13 protein-coding genes and 1 pseudogene are annotated in these 18089 nt (G+C 65.4%); 5 read left to right on the top strand and 9 right to left on the bottom strand.

Annotation, left to right across the window (positions count from 1 at the left end; translation table 11 throughout):
- A pseudogene (locus VFF99_RS08765) lies at window positions 1-307 on the top strand (histone deacetylase family protein); the annotation flags it as partial.
- 56 nt (window positions 308-363) lie between these two features.
- Window positions 364-1608, top strand: coding sequence for an NAD(P)/FAD-dependent oxidoreductase (locus tag VFF99_RS08760; protein WP_325016963.1), 1245 nt, complete (start codon window positions 364-366; stop codon window positions 1606-1608).
- Window positions 1609-1611: 3 nt separating this feature from the next.
- Here the strand turns inward: VFF99_RS08760 and VFF99_RS08755 are convergent, their stop codons facing one another.
- Entirely contained in the window at window positions 1612-4326 is a 2715-nt protein-coding gene (locus tag VFF99_RS08755) for a bifunctional diguanylate cyclase/phosphodiesterase (RefSeq protein ID WP_325016961.1), read from the bottom strand.
- 153 nt (window positions 4327-4479) lie between these two features.
- Window positions 4480-8412, bottom strand: coding sequence for an EAL domain-containing protein (locus tag VFF99_RS08750; RefSeq protein WP_325016959.1), 3933 nt, complete (start codon window positions 8410-8412; stop codon window positions 4480-4482).
- 199 nt (window positions 8413-8611) lie between these two features.
- On the opposite strand from VFF99_RS08750, the gene VFF99_RS08745 reads away from it, so the two are divergent.
- Window positions 8612-9130 carry a hypothetical protein gene (locus VFF99_RS08745; RefSeq protein WP_325016958.1) on the top strand — a complete coding sequence of 173 codons (519 nt, stop codon included), beginning with the start codon at window positions 8612-8614 and terminating at the stop codon, window positions 9128-9130.
- A gap of 61 nt (window positions 9131-9191) precedes the next feature.
- On the opposite strand, the gene VFF99_RS08740 is transcribed toward VFF99_RS08745, so the two are convergent.
- The 7 genes from VFF99_RS08740 to VFF99_RS08710 form a co-directional block, all read right to left on the bottom strand.
- Complete coding sequence (locus VFF99_RS08740) at window positions 9192-10958, bottom strand: carboxylesterase/lipase family protein (RefSeq protein WP_325016956.1); 1767 nt, start codon at window positions 10956-10958, stop codon at window positions 9192-9194.
- A gap of 217 nt (window positions 10959-11175) precedes the next feature.
- Window positions 11176-12003 (bottom strand): hypothetical protein, encoded by an 828-nt coding sequence (locus VFF99_RS08735; RefSeq protein WP_325016954.1) that lies wholly within the window; start codon window positions 12001-12003, stop codon window positions 11176-11178.
- Window positions 12004-12040: 37 nt separating this feature from the next.
- Window positions 12041-12670: a penicillin-binding protein activator LpoB gene (lpoB, locus tag VFF99_RS08730; protein ID WP_325016952.1), complete on the bottom strand. Its 630-nt coding sequence runs from the start codon at window positions 12668-12670 to the stop codon at window positions 12041-12043.
- 38 nt (window positions 12671-12708) lie between these two features.
- Complete coding sequence (locus VFF99_RS08725; RefSeq protein WP_325016950.1) at window positions 12709-13110, bottom strand: YcfL family protein; 402 nt, start codon at window positions 13108-13110, stop codon at window positions 12709-12711.
- Between the two features lie 26 nt (window positions 13111-13136).
- Window positions 13137-14612, bottom strand: coding sequence for a hypothetical protein (locus VFF99_RS08720; RefSeq protein WP_325016948.1), 1476 nt, complete (start codon window positions 14610-14612; stop codon window positions 13137-13139).
- 118 nt (window positions 14613-14730) lie between these two features.
- Complete coding sequence (locus VFF99_RS08715) at window positions 14731-15633, bottom strand: alpha/beta hydrolase (protein ID WP_325016946.1); 903 nt, start codon at window positions 15631-15633, stop codon at window positions 14731-14733.
- Window positions 15634-15661: 28 nt separating this feature from the next.
- A complete protein-coding gene (locus VFF99_RS08710; RefSeq protein WP_325016944.1) occupies window positions 15662-16036 on the bottom strand; it encodes a hypothetical protein in 375 nt (124 codons plus the stop codon).
- Between the two features lie 169 nt (window positions 16037-16205).
- Between VFF99_RS08710 and VFF99_RS08705 the strand changes: the two genes are divergently transcribed.
- Both VFF99_RS08705 and VFF99_RS08700 read left to right on the top strand, forming a co-directional pair.
- Window positions 16206-16712: an Hsp20/alpha crystallin family protein gene (locus tag VFF99_RS08705; protein ID WP_325016942.1), complete on the top strand. Its 507-nt coding sequence runs from the start codon at window positions 16206-16208 to the stop codon at window positions 16710-16712.
- Window positions 16713-16809: 97 nt separating this feature from the next.
- Window positions 16810-17931: a Do family serine endopeptidase gene (locus VFF99_RS08700; protein WP_325016940.1), complete on the top strand. Its 1122-nt coding sequence runs from the start codon at window positions 16810-16812 to the stop codon at window positions 17929-17931.
- The last annotated feature ends 158 nt before the right edge of the window (window positions 17932-18089 follow it).

Here is an 18089-nt window from a genome sequence, read left to right as displayed (position 1 = left end):
CAACCAGAACTATCCGCTGGCGGCGGGCAGCAGCAACGAGCAGTGGTTCGCGGCACTCGACGCGGCCTGCAAGCGCATCGCGGCCTACGCGCCGGATGCGCTGGTGATCTCACTCGGCGTCGACACCTACGCCGGCGATCCGATCTCGAAATTCCGGCTCGACACACCAGAGTACCTGCGCCTCGGCGCGCAGCTCGCGCGGCTGGGCTTGCCGACGCTGTTCGTGATGGAGGGCGGGTATGCGGTGGAGGAGATCGGTGTGAATGTCGCGCATGTATTGCGCGGGTTCCGGGATGTGGCGGGCTGAGTGTGAGCTTCCATGTTTTCCGTTAGGCTGTTGCCCCTCATGACCTCGTTTTTCCAATGAACACCGCAACCCACCCCATCACCATCATCGGCGCCGGCATCGTCGGCCTGTGCGTCGCCTACTCGCTCCGGAAGGAAGGCTTCGCCGTCCAGGTCATCGATCCCGAAGACCCCGGCTCCCAATGCTCCTTCGGCAATGCCGGCGCAATTTCCACCGGCTCCGTCGCCCCGCTGGCCATGCCCGGCGTGCTGAAAAATGCGGCAAAGATGCTGCTCGAAGCCGACAGCCCGCTCTACGTCCCGCCGCATTACTGGCTGCGTGCAGCGCCATGGCTGCAGCGCTTCGTCGCATCCGCAACGCCGCAGAGAGTGGAGGAGATTGCGTCCGCGTTGACCGACCTGTTCGCCGGCGCACTGGACAATCACCGCGCGCTGGCACGAGAAATCGGCTGCCCGCAGCGCGTGGTGCAGACCGGGCAGTTGCACCTGTACCGCAACGCTGCCGCACTGGAAAAGGACGCGGGCTCGTGGCGCCTGCGCGAACGTCACGGCGTGCGCTGCGAACGACTGGATGCAGCGGCAATCCGTGCACTGGAGCCGGCAGTGAGCAGCGATTACACGGTGGCGATGTTCATGCCCGAACAAGGCGCGGTCACGCATCCGTTCGCCTATGCACAGGCGATCGCGGAAGCAGCCCGTCAGCGCGGCGTGGTGTTCGTGCGCGACCGCGTGCAGGGCTTGTCGCGCGAGGCCGGCGGCTGGCGGGTGCAGGGCGCGCAGCGCGGCTACCAGGCGTCGCAGGTGGTGCTGGCGGCCGGCGCATGGTCTGCGCCGCTGTTGCGTCCGCTCGGCCTGCGCGTGCCGCTGGAAAGCCAGCGAGGCTATCACCTGCACCTGTCCTCGCCCAACCTGTCGATCGGCAGACCCATCGTGTTCGCCGACCGCAAGGTGTTCGCCGCGCCGATGGAGCATGGCCTGCGCATTTCGGGGACAGTGGAGTTCGGCGGACTGAAGATGCCGCCGACGCCGCGCCGTGCAGCGGCGCTGGGCGATGCGGCGGTAAAAGGATTGCCGGGACTGGAACTGGATGCGCCCTCGATGTGGATGGGCCACCGGCCCTGCCTGCCCGATTCGCTGCCGGTGCTGGGGCCGGTGCGCACCCATCCCGGCCTGTGGTGCGCGTTCGGCCACGGCCATCTCGGCGTGACCGGGTCGGTGAATACGGGGCGCTGGATTGCGGACGCCGCCGCGGGGAGGATGGCCTCGGAGCGCTTTGCGCCGTTCGCGGTGGAGCGCTTCTGAGCCTCAGGTCGTGGACGGGAAAAACCACCTTGGCAGTATCGGCTGCGTGTCCGACGGCGGCAGCGGTTTGGAGATGTAATACCCCTGCACCTCGTCGCAGCGCAATTGCTTGAGCGTGACGATCTGTTCGATCGTTTCCACGCCCTCGGCGACGACCCGCATGCCGAGCGCGTGGGCCATGGTGATGATGGCGGTGATGAGGGCGACGCCTTCCTTGGGTTTGTCGAGCTCGGTGGTGAACGCGCGGTCTACCTTGATCACGTCGAAGTCGAGCCGCTGCAGTTGCGACAGCGAGGAGTAGCCGGTGCCGAAATCGTCGACCGACAGCTTGATGCCCATCGCCTGTATCGCCTGCAGGGTTTCGATCACGTTGTGCCCTTCGTCGATCATCGATGATTCGGTGAGTTCGATCTCGATCAGGTCGGGGTTGACGCGGTAGCGCGCGAGGCAGGAGGCGAGCGTGTTGGCGACATTGGATTCGCGGAACTGCCGCGCCGAGACGTTGATGGATACCGGCACCAGTTCCTGCCCACGCGCCGCCCAGGCGGCGACCTGGGCGAACACCTTTTCGATCACTTGTTCGCCAAGCCGGATGATGAGGCCGGTTTCTTCGGCCAGTGGGATGAATTCGTTGGGGCCGACGATGCCGCGCTCCGGATGCGCCCAGCGCACCAGCGCTTCCATGCTGGAGGTAATGCCTGTGGAGACGTCGACGCGCGGCTGGTAGTACATCACGAACTGGTCGTGGTCGAGCGCGTGCTGGAGTTCGGCTTCCATGCGGTGGCGCTGGCGGATGGCTTCGGAGAAGCGCGGGTCGAAGAAGCGGTAGGCGCCTTTGCCGTCGGACTTGACGGAGTACATCGCGATGTCGGCGTTGTTGAGCAGAGTGTTGGCGTCGGCGCCGTCGATCGGGTAGAGGCTGATGCCGATGGATGCGCCGACGGTGCGCACGCCCTGGTTGACCCTGAAGGCGTTGCCGAAGGCGTCGAGCACGCGGTCGGCGACCTGGGCGGCGTCGAAGGCGTGGCCGATGCGTTCGAGGATGACCAGGAATTCGTCGCCGCCGATACGCACCACGTAGTCTTGCGGCCGCGTCGCATCGCGCAGGCGCTGCGCGGCGTTGCGCAGGATTTCGTCGCCCGCGTTGTGCCCCATGGTGTCGTTGACGGCCTTGAAGCCGTCGAGGTCGATGAACAGCAGCGCCAGCATGCGCCGGTTGGCGGCGGCCTGCTCGACGGCCTTGGGCAGGAAGGCGTTGAGCCAGTGCCGGTTGGGCAGGCCGGTGAGGGCGTCTTCGTTGCCGCGGCGTTCGAGTTCGGCCACGTGCGACTTGAGCTCGGTGATGTCGCGCAGGGTGATGGCAAGGTCTTCGTTCGGGCGCGAGATGCGAATGTGCAGCCAGCGCGGCACGCCTTCAATGCCCATGGTGGCGGTTTCGGTTTCGCCTTCGTAGAAGCGGTGTTTCATCGCCCGGCACAGCATGCGCATGGTGCGCTCGGCGGCGACGCCCTCGTACATCCAGGAAATCTTCTGTCCGACCAGCTCTTCGCGGCGGTAGCGCAGCAGGTTCGCGCCGCGCTCGTTGCAGTCGACGATTTCAAAGTCATCCACGTTACCCCTCGGGTCGTACAGGGCGCGGGCGATCATGAAGCCGTCGTTGCCGACTTCGGTGGCACGGCGGTAAGTGGCCTGCATCGTCTGGAGCTGCTGCCGCCGCCACGCGATATGCAGGGAGGCGAGCATGGCGACCAGGGTGATGACGCCGAGCAGGATGGTGGCGGCGATTCCCTGCCTGAGCGCCGCCCGCCGTTCTTCCCGGTATGGCGCCAGTTCGCTGTCGCGGTCGAGGCCGCTGACCGTGATCATCTTGTAGCCCGGCGTCGCTGCCCAGCCGACATAGCGGGCACGCTTGTCGGTGAACCAGTCCTTGCTTCCCAGGATGGCGCTTCCCGCCGGCTCGTGCAAGGGCAGCTCGCGCAGCAGCGCGGTGCGCTGTGTGTGCGGCAGGAATACGTCATCGCCGATGCGCGCCAGGCGCATCACCTTGTCCGCGCTGAGGATGCCGAGGAAGCCGAATTCCTTGAGGGCGACTTTGTCGTAGCCTGACGTGAAATAGTCGGGCGCAACGGAGACCAGGACAATGCCGTCGAAGCGGCCGCTTGCATCCTGCAGCCGCCGCGAGAAGGGGACGACCGGCGTCTGCGAGAAATTGCCCAGGCGCGCCGTGCCGACGTAGAAGTGGTCCGGCTGGTGCACGTGGACCTGGAAGTACGGCTCGGTGGCAATGTTGACGCGGCGCGCTTCGGGGATGGTGCTGGTGCGCAGGTTGCCGTTGGCGTCGATGATGCTGACGTAGAATCCGGTCTGTTCGGTGAACAGGCCCTCGCCAGCCATTTTTTCCAATTTGAAATTCGATCCGCCGAGTTCCCAGCCGCCCTTCACGTACAGGGTGAGCTGGTCCACTGCCTCCAGCGCCCGGTACAGATGCTGTGCGTAGGCGCGGCTCAGGGTTTCCGCCTTTTGCAGCGCGGCGCTTTCGGCATCGGCTCTTTCCTGTTCCAGGTGGATGTCCAGCAGATGCCAGCCGATCAGGGCGAGGAGGATGAACTTGAGCGGCCAGAACAAGAGCAGGCCGAGGTTGCGCTTGAGGAAAGCCAGGTCGCCCAATGCCAATTTCAGCCTGGAAGCGGCGCCGACGGTGATGTTCTTGCTTGTCATGTGAAGGTCCGAGGCCGTGGAGTTCCGGCGCAACATTTGCGCCGGGCGAGAGCGTTCGACACCTCGTGCGGCAGGACGTTGGCTGTTTTCCGCGTGCTGCCTGCGGCAGCGCAATGGATGGACGGGAAAACCCGGGTGCACGCCTCCCGCATCTCAGTGCACCACCGTTCCCAGTGCGCGCACATGCGAGATGAAAGCGCCCGCGGGCACCGGCTGGCTGAACAGGTAGCCCTGGTATCCCTCGCAGCCGTGCTCGGCGAGGAAATTCCGTTGCGCTTCGGTCTCCACGCCCTCGGCGATCACGGTCAGGCCGAGGCTTTTGCCGAGCGCAACGATGGTCCGGGCGATGGCGGCGTCGTTGGGGTCGACCAGAACGTCGCGCACGAAGGAGCGATCGATCTTGAGCTGGTCGAGCGGAAAGCGTTTCAGGTAGGACAGCGACGAGTAGCCGGTGCCGAAATCGTCGAGCGAGAAGCCGACGCCCCTGTCCTTGAGCCGCGTCATTTTTTCGATGATGGTTTCGATGTCGTCCACCAGCAGGCTTTCGGTGAGTTCGAGCTTGAGCTTGCGCGGGTCGGCGCCGGTGCGGTCGAGCACATCGAACACCTGTTCGACGAAGTCGGGGTGCCGGAACTGGCGCGCACTCACATTGACCGACATGGTCATGTGGGCGGTCTGCGGTTCGGCCTGCCATTCGGCCAGGGTTGAGCAGGCCGATTCCAGTACCCATGCCCCGAGACGGAGGATGATGCCGGTTTCTTCGGCCAGCGGGATGAATTCGGCCGGCGACACGACGCCGCGGTTCGGCTGCTCCCAGCGCACCAGCGCCTCGGCGCCGGTCTGGATGCCGTCACGGTCCACCTGGGCCTGGTAGTACAGGACGAACTCGTTGCTGCGCGCCGCGTGGCGCAGGTCGGCTTCCAGCCCGAGACGGTGTTTCACGGCTGCCTGCATGACCGGGTCGAAGAAGCGGATGGTGTTGCGGCCGGCGCCCTTGGCCTGGTACATGGCCAGGTCGGCGCGCTTGAGGACTTCGTCCACGGTGTCGCCGCCGCCGCGGAACAGCGCCACGCCGATGCTCGGGGTGCTGATGTGTTCGTAGGCTTCCAGGCGGTAGGGCTGGTTCAGCGCGCCGAGGATCTTTTCCGCGGTGTGTTCGGCCTGCATCGCGGCTTCCGCGGGATTGCTGCTCAGGTCTTCGAGCAGGGCCACGAATTCATCGCCGCCCAGGCGTGCCACCGTGTCGGTCTGCCGCACGCAAGGGAGCAGGCGCGAGGCCACCTGTTGCAGGAGCATGTCGCCCTTGTCGTGACCGAGGGTGTCGTTGAGCGTCTTGAAGTTGTCGAGGTCGATGAGCATGAGCGCGCCGAGCTTGCGGTGGCGCGCGCAGGCGCCGATCGCGTGCTGCAGCCGGTCCAGCAGCGAGGAGCGGTTGGGCAGGCGGGTGAGCTGGTCGTAGAAGGCAAGCTGCTGCACCTTTTCCTCGGCCGCCTTGCGCATGGTGATGTCGGTATGGATGGCGAGGATCGATTGCACGCTGCCGTCGTCGCCGGAAATGCGCGTCCAGCGCGCTTCGACGATGAGAGGGCTGCCATCCTTGCGGCGGTGGTGCATTTCGCCGGTCCACTCGCCGTCGCGCAGCACCGCCTCCATCGGCAGCCGCAAGATGTCGGGGTCGTCATACAGCAGTTCCTGGTTCCGGCGCTGCAGCACTTCCTCCGCGGTCCATCCGTACAGCCGCTCCGCGCTCTTGTTCCAGAAGGTGATGCGGTGCGTGGTATCGCACACGATGATCGCGTCCTGTGCCTTGTCGAGCAGGGAAGCCTGGTCGCGGATGCGCTGGTCGGCTTCCTGCCGTTCCAGCTCGCTGGCCGCGCGCGCGGCGAAGATGCGGAAGGTGGAATTCACCAGGTCCACCTGCTTGAGCGGCGTGCGGAACAGGACGAACAGCAGTCCCATGAGCTGGCCGGAGGCATCGGTGAGGCGGCTGCCCACGTAGGCGCGCGCCCCGAGTTCTTTCAGCGGCGGCGATTCCGGGAAACGCTCGGCCACCTTGTCGAGCACGACGCAGCTGCTCTCGGTGAGCAGATGTTCGCAAGGCGTGCCCTTGATGACGTATTCGAAATTGTCGACCAGCTTGCCGTCGACCACCGCCACGATGGTGCGGCACTTGAGCGGCTCGCCGGGAATGATGCGGGCGATGAAGCCGGCCTGGGCGCGCACCGCATCGGTCATGTTGCACGCCAGCTGTTCGAAGAATGCATTGCCGGTACTGGCCGAGACGCTGGTGGCGACTTTCACGATCGCGGCTTCCAGCCGGCGCTGCCGCTGCTGGGCGCGCAGGTGCTCGATGCCGAACGAGACGTCGCTGGCAAGGTCTTGCATCAGCCGGATTTCGTCCTGCGAGAAGGAGCGCGCACTGCAGTCGTACAGGACCAGCACGCCGAAGGTGGTGTCCCGGATCATGAGCGGCAGCGCGATGATGCTGCGGAAGCCTTCGCTGTCGGCCCATTCCTGCCACGGCGCCATGCTCGGGTCCTGGCGGATGTCCTCGACCAGCACCGGCTTGCGCTCGCGCACCGCCCGGCCGATCGGCCCGCGGCCGAATTCCGAATCGGGCGACCAGCTGATCTCGGCCGAGCCCGCCCGCCTCGGGTCGCGCAGCTTGCCGGCATGCGCAACGGGGCGGATGGTCTTGCGCTCATCGTCGCGCACGAGGCCGACCCAGGCCAGCTGGTAGCCGTCGCTTTCCACTGCGAGCACGCAGATCCGGTGCAGCAGCTCGGCCTGGTCTTCGGCACGCATCAGGGCTTCGTTGCATCGCTTGAGCATTTGCAGCGCGCGGGTAGTTTTTTCCAGTTCGAGGGTGCGCTGCTTGCGGTCGGTGATGTTGCGCTGGACCGCCACGAAATGCGTGACGGTGCCGCGGGTATCGGACACCGGGACGATGTCGATCTCGACCCAGAACGCCTCACCGTCCTTGCGGTAGTTGAGAACTTCGACGCAGACCGGCTGGCGGCGGCGCATGGCATCGTGCACGCGCTCGAGCTGCGCGCGGTCGGTCTGCGGGCCCTGCAGCATGCGCGGCGACTGGCCGATCACTTCTTCCCGGCGGTAACCCGTGTGCTTCTCGAAGGCGGCGTTGACGAAGACGATGCGCGGTCCCGGTTTCTCCGTCATGGCGTCCGTGATCATGACCATGTCGTTGAGGTGGGCGACGCTGGTTTCCAGCAAGCGCAGGTGCTCGGCCGCCTGCCGCTTTTCGGTGATGTCCTGCACCGTTCCGGAAAGCGAGGCTTCGCCGGCGGGATTGGCGCCGAGTTCCGCCCGCATGTGCACGAAGCGCTCGCTGCCGTCCGCCCGGCTGACGCGGAATTCGGTATCGAGCGCGCTCCTGTCCTTCATCGCGTGCTCCAGCGCAAGGACGACCTGCTGCCTGTCTTCGGCATGGATCAATTGCATGAACGCATTGATGTCTTCGCCGGCCTGCGTGCGTTCCAGCCCGAAGATGCGGTACATCTCGTCCGAGCAGCGCAACTGCCTGCCGCGCAGCCCGATTTCCCAGCTGCCCATGTCATTGAGACGCTGTGCCGATTCCAGGTGGCGGGTACGCTCCTTCAATGCTTCCGCCAGGCAGCGTTGCCCCGTCTCCAGCGCCTCGACCGTACGCGATTGCCGTTCCAGTTCGATTTCCATCAGGACTTGCGCGGCCAGAATGCGCAGGGCTTCGGCCTGCACGTGGGAGAGCCTGCGCGGCACATGGTCGAACACGGCAAGCGTGCCGAGCGGGAAGCCGCTGCGCGAGACGAGCGGCATGCCGGCATAGAAGCGGATGCCTTTGTCGCGCACCAGCGGGTCATCGCGGAACAGCGGATCGGCGCTGGCATCCTCAACGATATAGAGATCGGTGCCGCACACCGCCTGTACACAGAAGCAGCTGCTGCCCTTCTGGTCGGTGAGGGCCTCGCCGAAGGTCGAGCGGAACCACTGCTGGTGCTCGTTGATGAAGCCCAGCAAGGCGGCGGGCACTTCGCAAAGCCGCGCGGCGCGCTCGGAAATTTCCTTGTACTGGATGTAGGGCGGCATGCTGGTTGCGGCATCCGGGATATGCAGCCGCGGAGCCGCGTGAAGGAAAGGGGAGACCGGTTGCCAAGATAGGAACGCCAAAACCGCGTAATGTTCCGCGACGTCATGAGGCCTTGCTGTACGGAAGCGATCGAGCGTCCGATAGAACCTCTTCCCGGCGTCCGGACTCCAACCATATGCATCCACACGGAATCCTGCCATGCATTCCACCACTCTCGCGAAAATCCTGTTGCTGCTCGTCGCATTGACGGTCGCCGTGCCGGAGTCCTTCGCCAAGCGCACCGGAGGCGGCCGTTCGGTCGGCCGCCAAACTTCTTCCGTCGCCCGCTCCCGCCCGGCAACGCCGCCGCCGGCCGCGCGTCCCCAGCCGGCGCCTCCGCCCCAATCAGGCGCAGCGCCGAATGCGGCACGGCAAGAACTTCCGCCCAACGCGCCGGAACGCGCTATCCCGCGCCAGGCGAGCAGTCCGTGGGGCGGCTTCCTCGGCGGCGCCCTGCTCGGCCTCGGCCTGGGTTCCATGCTGGGCGATCGCGATACCGACACCGCCAATCGCAGCGAGGGCGGCAGCGGCACCGGCACATCGGCTGCCGGCACGAGCGAAGCGCAGCCCGAACAGGCGCCGCAGCGCGGCATCGGTTCATGGCTGGGATGGGGAGCATTGGCGGCGCTGGTGGTCTACCTCGTGCGGCGCGTGCGCCGCCGCACTCGCCGTCACTGACGAAACTCGGGTCATCCCGGCGAGCGCCGGGATGACGTCTTGCTTCACCCTACACCACGCCCTACTTGATCGCCGGCTCGATGTTCTGCACGCTGATCGCCTTCTGCGTCTGCGTCGCATCGAAGACCAGGCCCGTCGGCCACGTCGGCCAGTGCACACCGATAGCGTCATTGTTCGGATCGCCGTGCTTGGCGAAGGCGCCGATGCTGCGCATCATGGCATCCGACAACTGCAGGCGTCCCTGCTGGTTGGCGGTAGTGTTCATGATGTTGGCCATGAGCGACGGCGTGAAGTTGCCGAACACGAAGGGCAGGTCGAACAGGTGGGCCGCGCCATAGATCACGTTCCACGGGGCCGGCTGCTCATCCCAGTCGAAGCGGTAGTACCAGACATCCGGCTGCTTCGACTTCAGCGCGTTGAGGATATTGTCGCGGCTGGCGAGGAAGAACACGCGGTTGAACTGCTCGGCGCGCGCGGTGAAGCCGGTAACCGGTGCATCGGCCGGCAGGTAGGACGGTGCGATCCACTGCTCGATGGCGGTTTGCGGCGGGTCGTTCGGCCGGTAGTTGAAGTGGTTCATGAACAGCTGTGCGTCGGTCACCGCGCGCGCGTTGCCGCTGCCGCCGACCAGCGGCAGGAAGCTGGGGAACAGCTTGCCTTCGTCACGCGTATTGCCGGCCAGGACCGGCACTTTCACGTACTGGTGCGCAAGAATGGCGTTCACCGGATTCTCCGATACCACCGTGCCATCCGGGATTGGGCCGGATCCCGCCAGACCCTGCAGCGCGAGGCGCGTCAGCAGTACGGTGAACAGTTGCGCAGGGGTCTTCGAGCGCAGGTAGGCAGCAATCTGCTGTTCCGTCTGGCTGGCGACATAGGCTTGCGCGGATGCCGTATCGGTGGCCTTGCCGTCAGCGATCAGCAGCTGGTGCAGCAATGCCGTGCCCTGCAGGGCATAGGTCGCGGCGGGCGACATGGTGGGGATGGTGCCCGGTGGCAGGTTCGACGCCAGCGACAGGCCGCCGGAGAGCGGCACCACGCCATGGAACAGCTTCTTGTTCGCATTGGCCAGCTTGGGGGAGGTCAGCAGCGCGTAGACATTGATCGCGCCGGCCGATTCGCCCATGATGGTTACCTTGTTCGGGTCGCCGCCGAAGTTTTCGATGTTGCGCTGGATGAATTCCAGGGACTTGATGCTGTCGAGGATGGCGAAGTTGCCGGACTGGGTATCGGCATCGGTGCCCGATTTGAGCTGCGGCAGGTTGATGAAGCCGAGGATGCCGAGACGGAAATTGACCGTCACCACCACCGCGTTGGCGCGCTGCGCGAGATTGGCGCCGTCGTACATCGGGTCCGCGGTATAGCCGGACACGTTGCTGCCGCCGTGGAAGAACACGATGACCGGCAGCTTCTTGCCGTTGTTGGCCGGGCGCCAGATGTTCAGGTACAGGCAGTCTTCATGGCCCACCGCCTGGTTGAGCGTGGTGGCAATCGTTTCATCGTAACGGTTGTTGGCGCCCGGGCCGTAGATGCGTCCGTACTGCGAGCAGGCGTTGCCGAAGGCCTTCGTGCTGCGCACGTTGTTCCATTTGACCGGGTCCTGCGGCGCGCGCCAGCGCAGCTCGCCGACCGGCGGCTTGGCGTAGGGAATGCCCTTCCATGACAGGGTCTTGCTGTCGCGATCGACGGCCCCGTCGATCTGGCCATACTCGGTGCCACGGGTCGTCTTGTCGAATCCGCCTTCATTCCCGCCGTTTGCGGCATAGGCGGACATCAGTGGCAATGCGATTGTTATTGTCGTGAGCAATCTTGCTGGGATGCCTCGCATCTAGTCTCTCCTTGGTGTCTGTAAGGGATGGCGCACGATTGCGCCGAATGAAAGCAGAGCACGGCGGGAGGGAGGGGCAATAGTTGTAAATCAAGGATGCGGTTGTGCAAGATCAAATGCATTGGTGTGAAGCAGTGCCGGCCGCTTTTGTTCCTCGCGAGAATGAAAAACGCCCGCCCGGCGGGTACCGGACGGGCGTCTTGCGGCAAGCGCTGATTTACTTGTAGACGGTCACCGGTTCATTGCGCTGGACTTCGGCCGGCGGCGCGGCCACCGGCACGCGTGCAGCCGTTGCAGCGGATCCGGCGCGCGGCAGGCCGAACTGCACCATCAGCTCGGCATAGGCCGCGTCCGCCAGGCTCTTCGAGGTTTCGGAGATCACCTTGCCGCGGTTGAACACCACGCGGTCGCCGGGGCGCGACACGATCTTGGTGTCCTGGCCCGCGCCGCTGGCGCTGAAGGCGGCTTTCACTTCATAGGTCTTGGTGTTGATCAGGCTGAAGTCGGCCACGAGGTCGAGGCTGAGCACGCCGGTAAAGGACGTGGTGCCCGGCAGCTGCATGGTCTCCTGGCGGAAGGCGATGTTGCTCACCGTGCCGAACAGCACATACTCCGCGCCGGGGTAGTAGCCCTTCTTGATGCGGTCGATGATGTCGTAGATCTTCTCGGTCGGCGGACCGGCGTAGGGCTTGGCCTGCACCAGGCGCACGCCGCCGCCCTTGAGCATCGCGCCCTTCAGGTCCGCGGTGTAGTTGCGCAGCTCGCCGCGGTCGATCCAGGTGTAAGTGCCCTCGGCCTCGAAGTAACTGCTTTCGTGCTTGGCGCTCACGCGCTCGCGCGCCGAATACGTGTTCGGGCCTTCGCGTTCGCTGCTGCTGGCGTTGACGCTGCCCTTGCTGTGGGCCGCGACCACGCGGAAGTAGTCGCTGACTTTTTCTTCATAGGTCAGGTCGGTGACGGCGATCTTCGGCTGCGCAAAGGCGGCGGCCGATGCGGCCAGCAGGAGCGTCGCCGCAGCATGCAGGGTCTTGATAAAAGTCGGCATGTCGTTCTCTTGTGAATGGTTGCAGGGATCAGCGCGATCAACGCGTGGAGGTCTTGCGGATTTCCTTCTCGTCCTGCCACTCGATGGTGCCTTCTTCCACGTCGTACATCTTCAGCGTCATCTTGTAGAAGACATCCTTGGTGTTCGCATTCTGCTTCACGATGGAAACGATCTCGCCTTCCAGCGAATACTTGGCCGCGGTCATGTTGCCCATCTTTGCCTTGCCCTGGGTCTTGTACAGGCCGCTCTGGTTCTGGCGCTGCAATTCATCGACGCCGGCCTGCATCTCGTCGGCGCTGCGGGTGAAGCGCACCTTGCGGCTTTTCACCAGTGCGGTCTGGATGCTGTTCATGATCGCCTTGGTGTCGATGTACTCGCTGGTCTTGTTGCGCACCACGGACAGGGTCATGGTCGGGCGGTTGGCCAGCAGCGGGTCTTCCAGCAGCGAGCCGATCATCTTTTCCGCGATCATCTGCAGGTCGGTGGAGCCGAATTCGTTGGTAACGGTTTCCACCGCCTTGGCGTCGCCGTAATTGACGGTCTGACGGGAGTAACTCGAGTAACGGACGGTGGGCTGCGACAGCGTGGTCGGGCAGCCGGCCAGCAGGAGGGTGCTGCCGATGACGGCGCCGATCACGGCGAGGGAAGAGAGGGATTTCTTGTGCATGTTGTGTGCTCGATGAAAGTTGTCAGCGGGATCGGCAGTTAGCGTGGCTCGGCGCTCATCTCGATCCGGAAGTCGGTGGCCTGCGGCCCGTAGGCGGTGCCCTTGATGAACTGGCTCTGCTTGCCGAGGAAGACCAGCGGCTTCCACACCTCGCCGTCGCCCACCTGCATGCCGCCGGCGTCCAGCCAGCGGAAGCGGTAGTACAGGCGCAGGTCGCGCGTGTCCATGTTCATGATTTCCGCCTGCACCACCAGCATGTCGTTGCGGCGCTGGGAGCGCAGGTCCACGGTCTGCAGGCCTTGCAGTTCGCCGCGCACCAGCAGCTTGGCGGCGATGCCGGGCGATGCGGCGGGCGGTGCATCCTGTTGCGCCTGTGCGGCGGCGGCAGCGCAGGCGAGGCCGGCGCACAGGACGATTCGTTTGAAGGGAAGAGTCATCATGATGTCGTCAGGTCTATGGATGGGAATCAGGTCTTGTTTTTCGCGGCCGCCTTGGCAGGCTTGGCAGGCTTGGTCGGGCGCTTGGGCGCGGGAATGGGTTTCGGGGCTTCTTCGACGACGGGCATCGCCGCCGGCGGCAGCGTGCCGATCTTCACCGGCTCGCCGAAGTAAGTCTTGTTGCGGAACACGCGCACCGGCACCACCATGTAACGGCCGTCCACGGCCAGCTTGCGGTTGCTGTCGGGCTGGCCCGGCAGGCGCAGGTCGTATTCGCCGGGGGCGACGAAGCCGCGCGCGATGAACACGCGTTCCGGCAGGCCGCGCCACATGCGGTCGTCGGCCTCGCCTTCGGTGGCGGCGGTGACGATGTTGCCGATCAGGCCGCCCCAGGGGCCGAGCTTCTTGTTCATCTGGTCCTGCACCAGGCCCTTGGCCACCGCGCGCACCGCGGCGCGCGCCTGGATGCCGGGCAGCTCGTCCTGCAGCGCGCGGCGCGCCATCACGTTGAAGTCGGTGACCAGCGCGGCCGGCATGGACAGCGGGCCGAGGTTGAGCTGCGCCAGTTCCATCGCCTCCTGGTTCGGATAGATGACCGGGAAGGAGAACGACACCGTGATCAGGCCGTTCCTCGTCGGCACGGGAAACAGGATCTTCTTCGACTGGCGCGCCGGCGCATTGCCGGATTCGACAATGAACAGCACGTCGGTCATGTGCTTCGGGCGGCCGAAACCGGTGCGCTGGTCGAGGCCGCGCAAGCCTTCTTCCAGCACCGGCAGGTCCGGACGCAGCTCGATCGCCTTACGGTAGCCGGGGGCGGCGAGGCCGGGTTCGTTCAGCGCTTCGTACACGAAGCCGGCGAGGTAATGGCTGAGCGCGTTCTGGTAACCGTTCTTCAGCTTGAGGACTTCCGGGTCCTTCAGCGTTTCGATCGGATAGCCGTTCAGTTCGCGGGAATCGACCGCGACGCCCTTTTCCTTCGCTTCTTCTTCCGCCTTCGCGGTTTCCTGCGCGCGGAATTCGGCGATGATGGCTTCGCGCTCGTGCGTGCGCTTGATGTCCACCCGGGCGGTGTCGAGGTCGCCGAGATTGATGCGGTTCATCGCCATGCGCGTGGTCAGCATCACCTTTTCGTAATCCTGGCCTTCGTAGGTGCGCGCGCTGTCGCCCATGAACACCGCGCCGATCTGGTTCATCAGCTGGTCCGGCGCGGTCTTCGCGGTCTCTTCCCACTGCTTCACCTTGCGGTCGGCGATCTCCAGGGCATCGAGGCTGTCCTTGTAACGCGTGCCAATGCGCAGCAGTTCGCCCTTCTCCAGGTTCAGGAGCAGGTCGTTCTTGTCGGCGCCGGCGGCGATCTGCGCATCCAGCGTGCGGATGGCTTCATCGATGTCGCCGCGGGTGGTGGCCGCCAGCGAAGTGGCGAGTTTGCTGTCGTGGGTGGGAACGCCGGCGCATGCGGTCAGGACCAGCACGGCCGCCAGGGGCAGGAGGATGGGGCGCATTCTTGTTTCCGTTTGTTGGTTTTGTTTTCATGGCAGTGCCAGGCGGCAACAGCCATGCGGCGACAAGTATCGCAGCGAAGCCCGATTTGTTACAAGAAGTATCCTTGCAGCAAAGTAACTATTTTTGCAGCCACTCGTCGATGCGCTCCCATAGATATGGGAGGACGCTGCCGGCCTCGCGCCGGAAGTCGTGGCCCGCGCCGGGCAGGATCAGCAACCGCAGGTTGGTCTTGCCCAGCGCGGCGAAGCGGTCGCGGATGTACAGGGCCGATTCCACCGGCACCATCTCGTCGGCCTCGCCCATCGCGATGAACACCGGTATGTCGAGCGCCAGCAGGTTGTCGGTGTGGCGGATGGCTTGCAGTTCCCGCCAGTAACGGCAGGTGCGGCCGAACACGATGGTGTCGGCGGTGCCGGCGCGGCACTGGCGTTCGAGCTCTGCCGGCGCGTGCGGCGTGCCCTCCCGCTGCATCTGGAGGCGGAAAGCGTCGGCCGGGTCCATGCCGCCGTTCGCCAGCAGCACGACGTGGGTCACGCCCGGGATACGCCGCGCCAGCAGCGGCGCGATCTCCGCGCCTTCCGAACTGCCGGCGATGACGACACGCGCCGGCGCGTGGCCGCCGTCGCGGGCGGCGGCGAGTTCGGTGCGAATGAATGCCTCCTGGTCGGCGAGCCAGCGTTGCGGATGGTCGGCACGGACGAAGTCGGCGCTGCATTCGCCGTTCGCGTCGGCGCCGGTGAAGCGTTTGTGCAGGATGAAGATGCGCATTCCGCCCGGCCCGCCGGTCAGCCCTTCAAAGTAACCGGGCAACACGCCGAGCATGCTGCCGCAGTCCGAGCCGGGAATCATGAACAGGAAGGTGGACGGCGGGGCGTCCCGGGCCGGGCGCTTGTCGAGGACGAAATAACGCGCGCTGCCGCCATCCTCGAACTGGAACACATGCGCGCCGGCGCCCGGGGTAAGGTGGGTGCATGCCTGGCACAGGAGCAGGAAGAAGACGGCGAGGAGGCGGAGGGACATGGAGACATCATAGTCCCTCGCGGCCGCCTCAGGTACCGACGCCGTGCTTTCCGTGGCCGCGCGCGCGGGCTTGCGACAGGCGCAGCGCGATATGCTCGCGCATGGACGCGTGCAGCGCATCCATGTAGGAGGCGACGAAGGACATGCCGAACGGCTTGTCCGCATTCTCCTCGACCAGCTTGCGCATCACCGCCTCGCGTTCGCGGCCGCACTGGCGCATCGCATCGTGCGCCACCTCTTCCGGCGCCGCCTCCTGGTCTGCATGCAGGAAGGCGCGCGTCACCGCGCAGGTAACGTAAGCCTTGCGTTCCTGTGCGTTCGCCGCGTCGGAATACGCATGCGGTCGCGGGCCGGCGCACGCGGCCAGCAGCACTGCGGCAACGAGGAGGACAGGACGGGCCATGAGCGAAGAAGAGTGCGATGGTCGGGACATCGTAGCGGGTCTGACGGCGGCAGCCATGCGCGCAGACAAGAAACCGGTGCGACCGAGAAAGACGGCGTGAACCTGCCATCCTGCCCGCCTGTCTGAACGGAGTAAGTCGCAGCAGTCCGTGAAACGAGCGAGGTGAACCATGAACCTGGATGAACTCAAGCAAGGCCTTTCGTCCCTGATGGATTCGATGTCCGGCGGCTGGCAGCACATGCGCCAGGCCGCGTCGAGCGCGCTGACCTCCTTCCGCCCGAGCGCGCAGACCAACGTGCCGGACAAGGCCGCGGTGGACGACATGTTCTACATTCCGTCCGGCACCTGGGCGATGCTGGGCGCCAACCTGTTCGAGGACAACAAGCGCGTGGTGGTGAGCATCGAGCTGCCCGGCGTGGACAAGAACGACATCGATATCGAGGTGCTCGACAACCGTCTCGTGGTGCATGGCGAGAAGCGCTTCGAGCGCGAGGAAGTGGAGGGGCGCTACCGCGTGCTGCAATGCGCCTACGGCGCCTTCGAACGCATCCTGCCGCTGCCGGTCCCGGTGGTGGCCGACCAGGCTTCGGCGAGCTACCGCAACGGCGTGCTGCGCGTCGAACTGCCCAAGGCCGACCCCGGCATGCCGCACAAGGTGAAGGTCAAGGTGGAGTAGCCAGCCGCATAAAGAATCGTAGGGTGGGTAGAGCGCAGCGAAACCCACGGCGACCAGCCGAGGATGTTCGTTCCACGACGCAACCAGCGAGGTGAACATGTTGAACAAGGGAATCGGAGTCACGCTCGCCTTGCTGCTGGCGGCCTGCTCTCCCAAGCAGGATGACGTGCCGCCGCCACGCGCGGAAAAGCAGGCGCAGGCGCCTGCCGCCGCGCCGCCGGTCACTGGCAGCGGCGTCCAGCTTCCCAGCTTCGTCAATCTCGTCAAGCAGCAGGGGCCGGCGGTGGTGAACATCAGCGCCATGCGGCAGGCCAACGGCAACGCGATGCGGCAGGGCGATCCGCTGTTCGAATTCTTCCGCCGCTTCGGCGGCGCGCCGGACATGGGCGAAGCGCCGCAGAGCAGCCTCGGCTCGGGCTTCATCATCAGCAATGACGGCTACATCCTTACCAACGCCCACGTCATCGACCAGACCGACGTGGTGACGGTGAAGCTGACCGACAAGCGCCAGTTCCGCGCGAAGGTGATCGGCGCCGACGTCTACACCGACGTGGCCCTGATCAAGATCGATGCGAAGGACCTGCCGGCGGTGAAGATCGGCAACCCGGCATCGGTGGAAGCCGGCGAATGGGTGGCGGCCATCGGCGCGCCCTTCGGCTTCGAGAGCAGCGTCACGGTCGGCGTGGTGAGCGCCAAGGGCCGCCTGCTGCCCAATGGCAGCTACGTACCCTTCATCCAGACCGATGTCGCCGTCAACCCCGGCAATTCCGGCGGCCCGCTGTTCTCCACCGCGGGCGAGGTGATCGGCATCAATTCCCAGATCTACAGCCAGACCGGCGGCTACATGGGCATCTCCTTCGCCATCCCGATCGACATCGCGATGGGCATCTCGGACCAGCTCAAGGAATCGGGCAAGGTCATCCGCGGGCGCATCGGCGTGCAGTTGCAGGAACTGACGCAGGACATTGCATCCTCGCTGGGCCTGAAGAATGCCGAGGGTGCGCTGGTGGCGGCAGTGCAGCGCGGCGGGCCGGCGGCCAAGGCGGGTATCCAGCCGGGCGATGTGGTGGTGGAGTACAACGGTCAGCCGGTGCAGCAGACGGCGGATCTGGCGCGGCTGGTGGGTGGTACCAAGCCGGGCACGACGGTTGCGGCGCGGGTGCTAAGGGATGGCAAGTCGGTGGACGTGAAGGTGACGCCGGATGCGTTGGAGCGGTAGGGTTTGAGTGGGGCGCATGGTGGGTTTCGCTGCGCTCTACCCACCCTTCTATGATGCGTTTGAAGTCAAGTCGTTTTGCAAATTCATCCGTGTCGTTTTTGCGTAGGCCGTCGGCCGTCATGGCCGACGGAACCGGCGTGGTGTTTCTTCATCGGTCG

The sequence above is a fragment of the Noviherbaspirillum sp. genome, from assembly GCF_035654295.1.
In the GTDB taxonomy this organism is placed as follows: domain Bacteria; phylum Pseudomonadota; class Gammaproteobacteria; order Burkholderiales; family Burkholderiaceae_D; genus Noviherbaspirillum.
Note: the sequence above shows the minus strand (reverse complement) of the source record. Positions and strands in the feature narration are given on the sequence as shown.

Coding starts and splice junctions, on each gene's coding strand:
- VFF99_RS08760 (WP_325016963.1), top strand. CDS start 364: ATGAACACCGCAACCCACCCCATCACCATCATCGGCGCCGGCATCGTC.
- VFF99_RS08755 (WP_325016961.1), bottom strand. CDS start 4,326: ATGACAAGCAAGAACATCACCGTCGGCGCCGCTTCCAGGCTGAAATTG.
- VFF99_RS08750 (WP_325016959.1), bottom strand. CDS start 8,412: ATGCCGCCCTACATCCAGTACAAGGAAATTTCCGAGCGCGCCGCGCGG.
- VFF99_RS08745 (WP_325016958.1), top strand. CDS start 8,612: ATGCATTCCACCACTCTCGCGAAAATCCTGTTGCTGCTCGTCGCATTG.
- VFF99_RS08740 (WP_325016956.1), bottom strand. CDS start 10,958: ATGCGAGGCATCCCAGCAAGATTGCTCACGACAATAACAATCGCATTG.
- VFF99_RS08735 (WP_325016954.1), bottom strand. CDS start 12,003: ATGCCGACTTTTATCAAGACCCTGCATGCTGCGGCGACGCTCCTGCTG.
- lpoB (WP_325016952.1), bottom strand. CDS start 12,670: ATGCACAAGAAATCCCTCTCTTCCCTCGCCGTGATCGGCGCCGTCATC.
- VFF99_RS08725 (WP_325016950.1), bottom strand. CDS start 13,110: ATGATGACTCTTCCCTTCAAACGAATCGTCCTGTGCGCCGGCCTCGCC.
- VFF99_RS08720 (WP_325016948.1), bottom strand. CDS start 14,612: ATGCGCCCCATCCTCCTGCCCCTGGCGGCCGTGCTGGTCCTGACCGCA.
- VFF99_RS08715 (WP_325016946.1), bottom strand. CDS start 15,633: ATGTCCCTCCGCCTCCTCGCCGTCTTCTTCCTGCTCCTGTGCCAGGCA.
- VFF99_RS08710 (WP_325016944.1), bottom strand. CDS start 16,036: ATGGCCCGTCCTGTCCTCCTCGTTGCCGCAGTGCTGCTGGCCGCGTGC.
- VFF99_RS08705 (WP_325016942.1), top strand. CDS start 16,206: ATGAACCTGGATGAACTCAAGCAAGGCCTTTCGTCCCTGATGGATTCG.
- VFF99_RS08700 (WP_325016940.1), top strand. CDS start 16,810: ATGTTGAACAAGGGAATCGGAGTCACGCTCGCCTTGCTGCTGGCGGCC.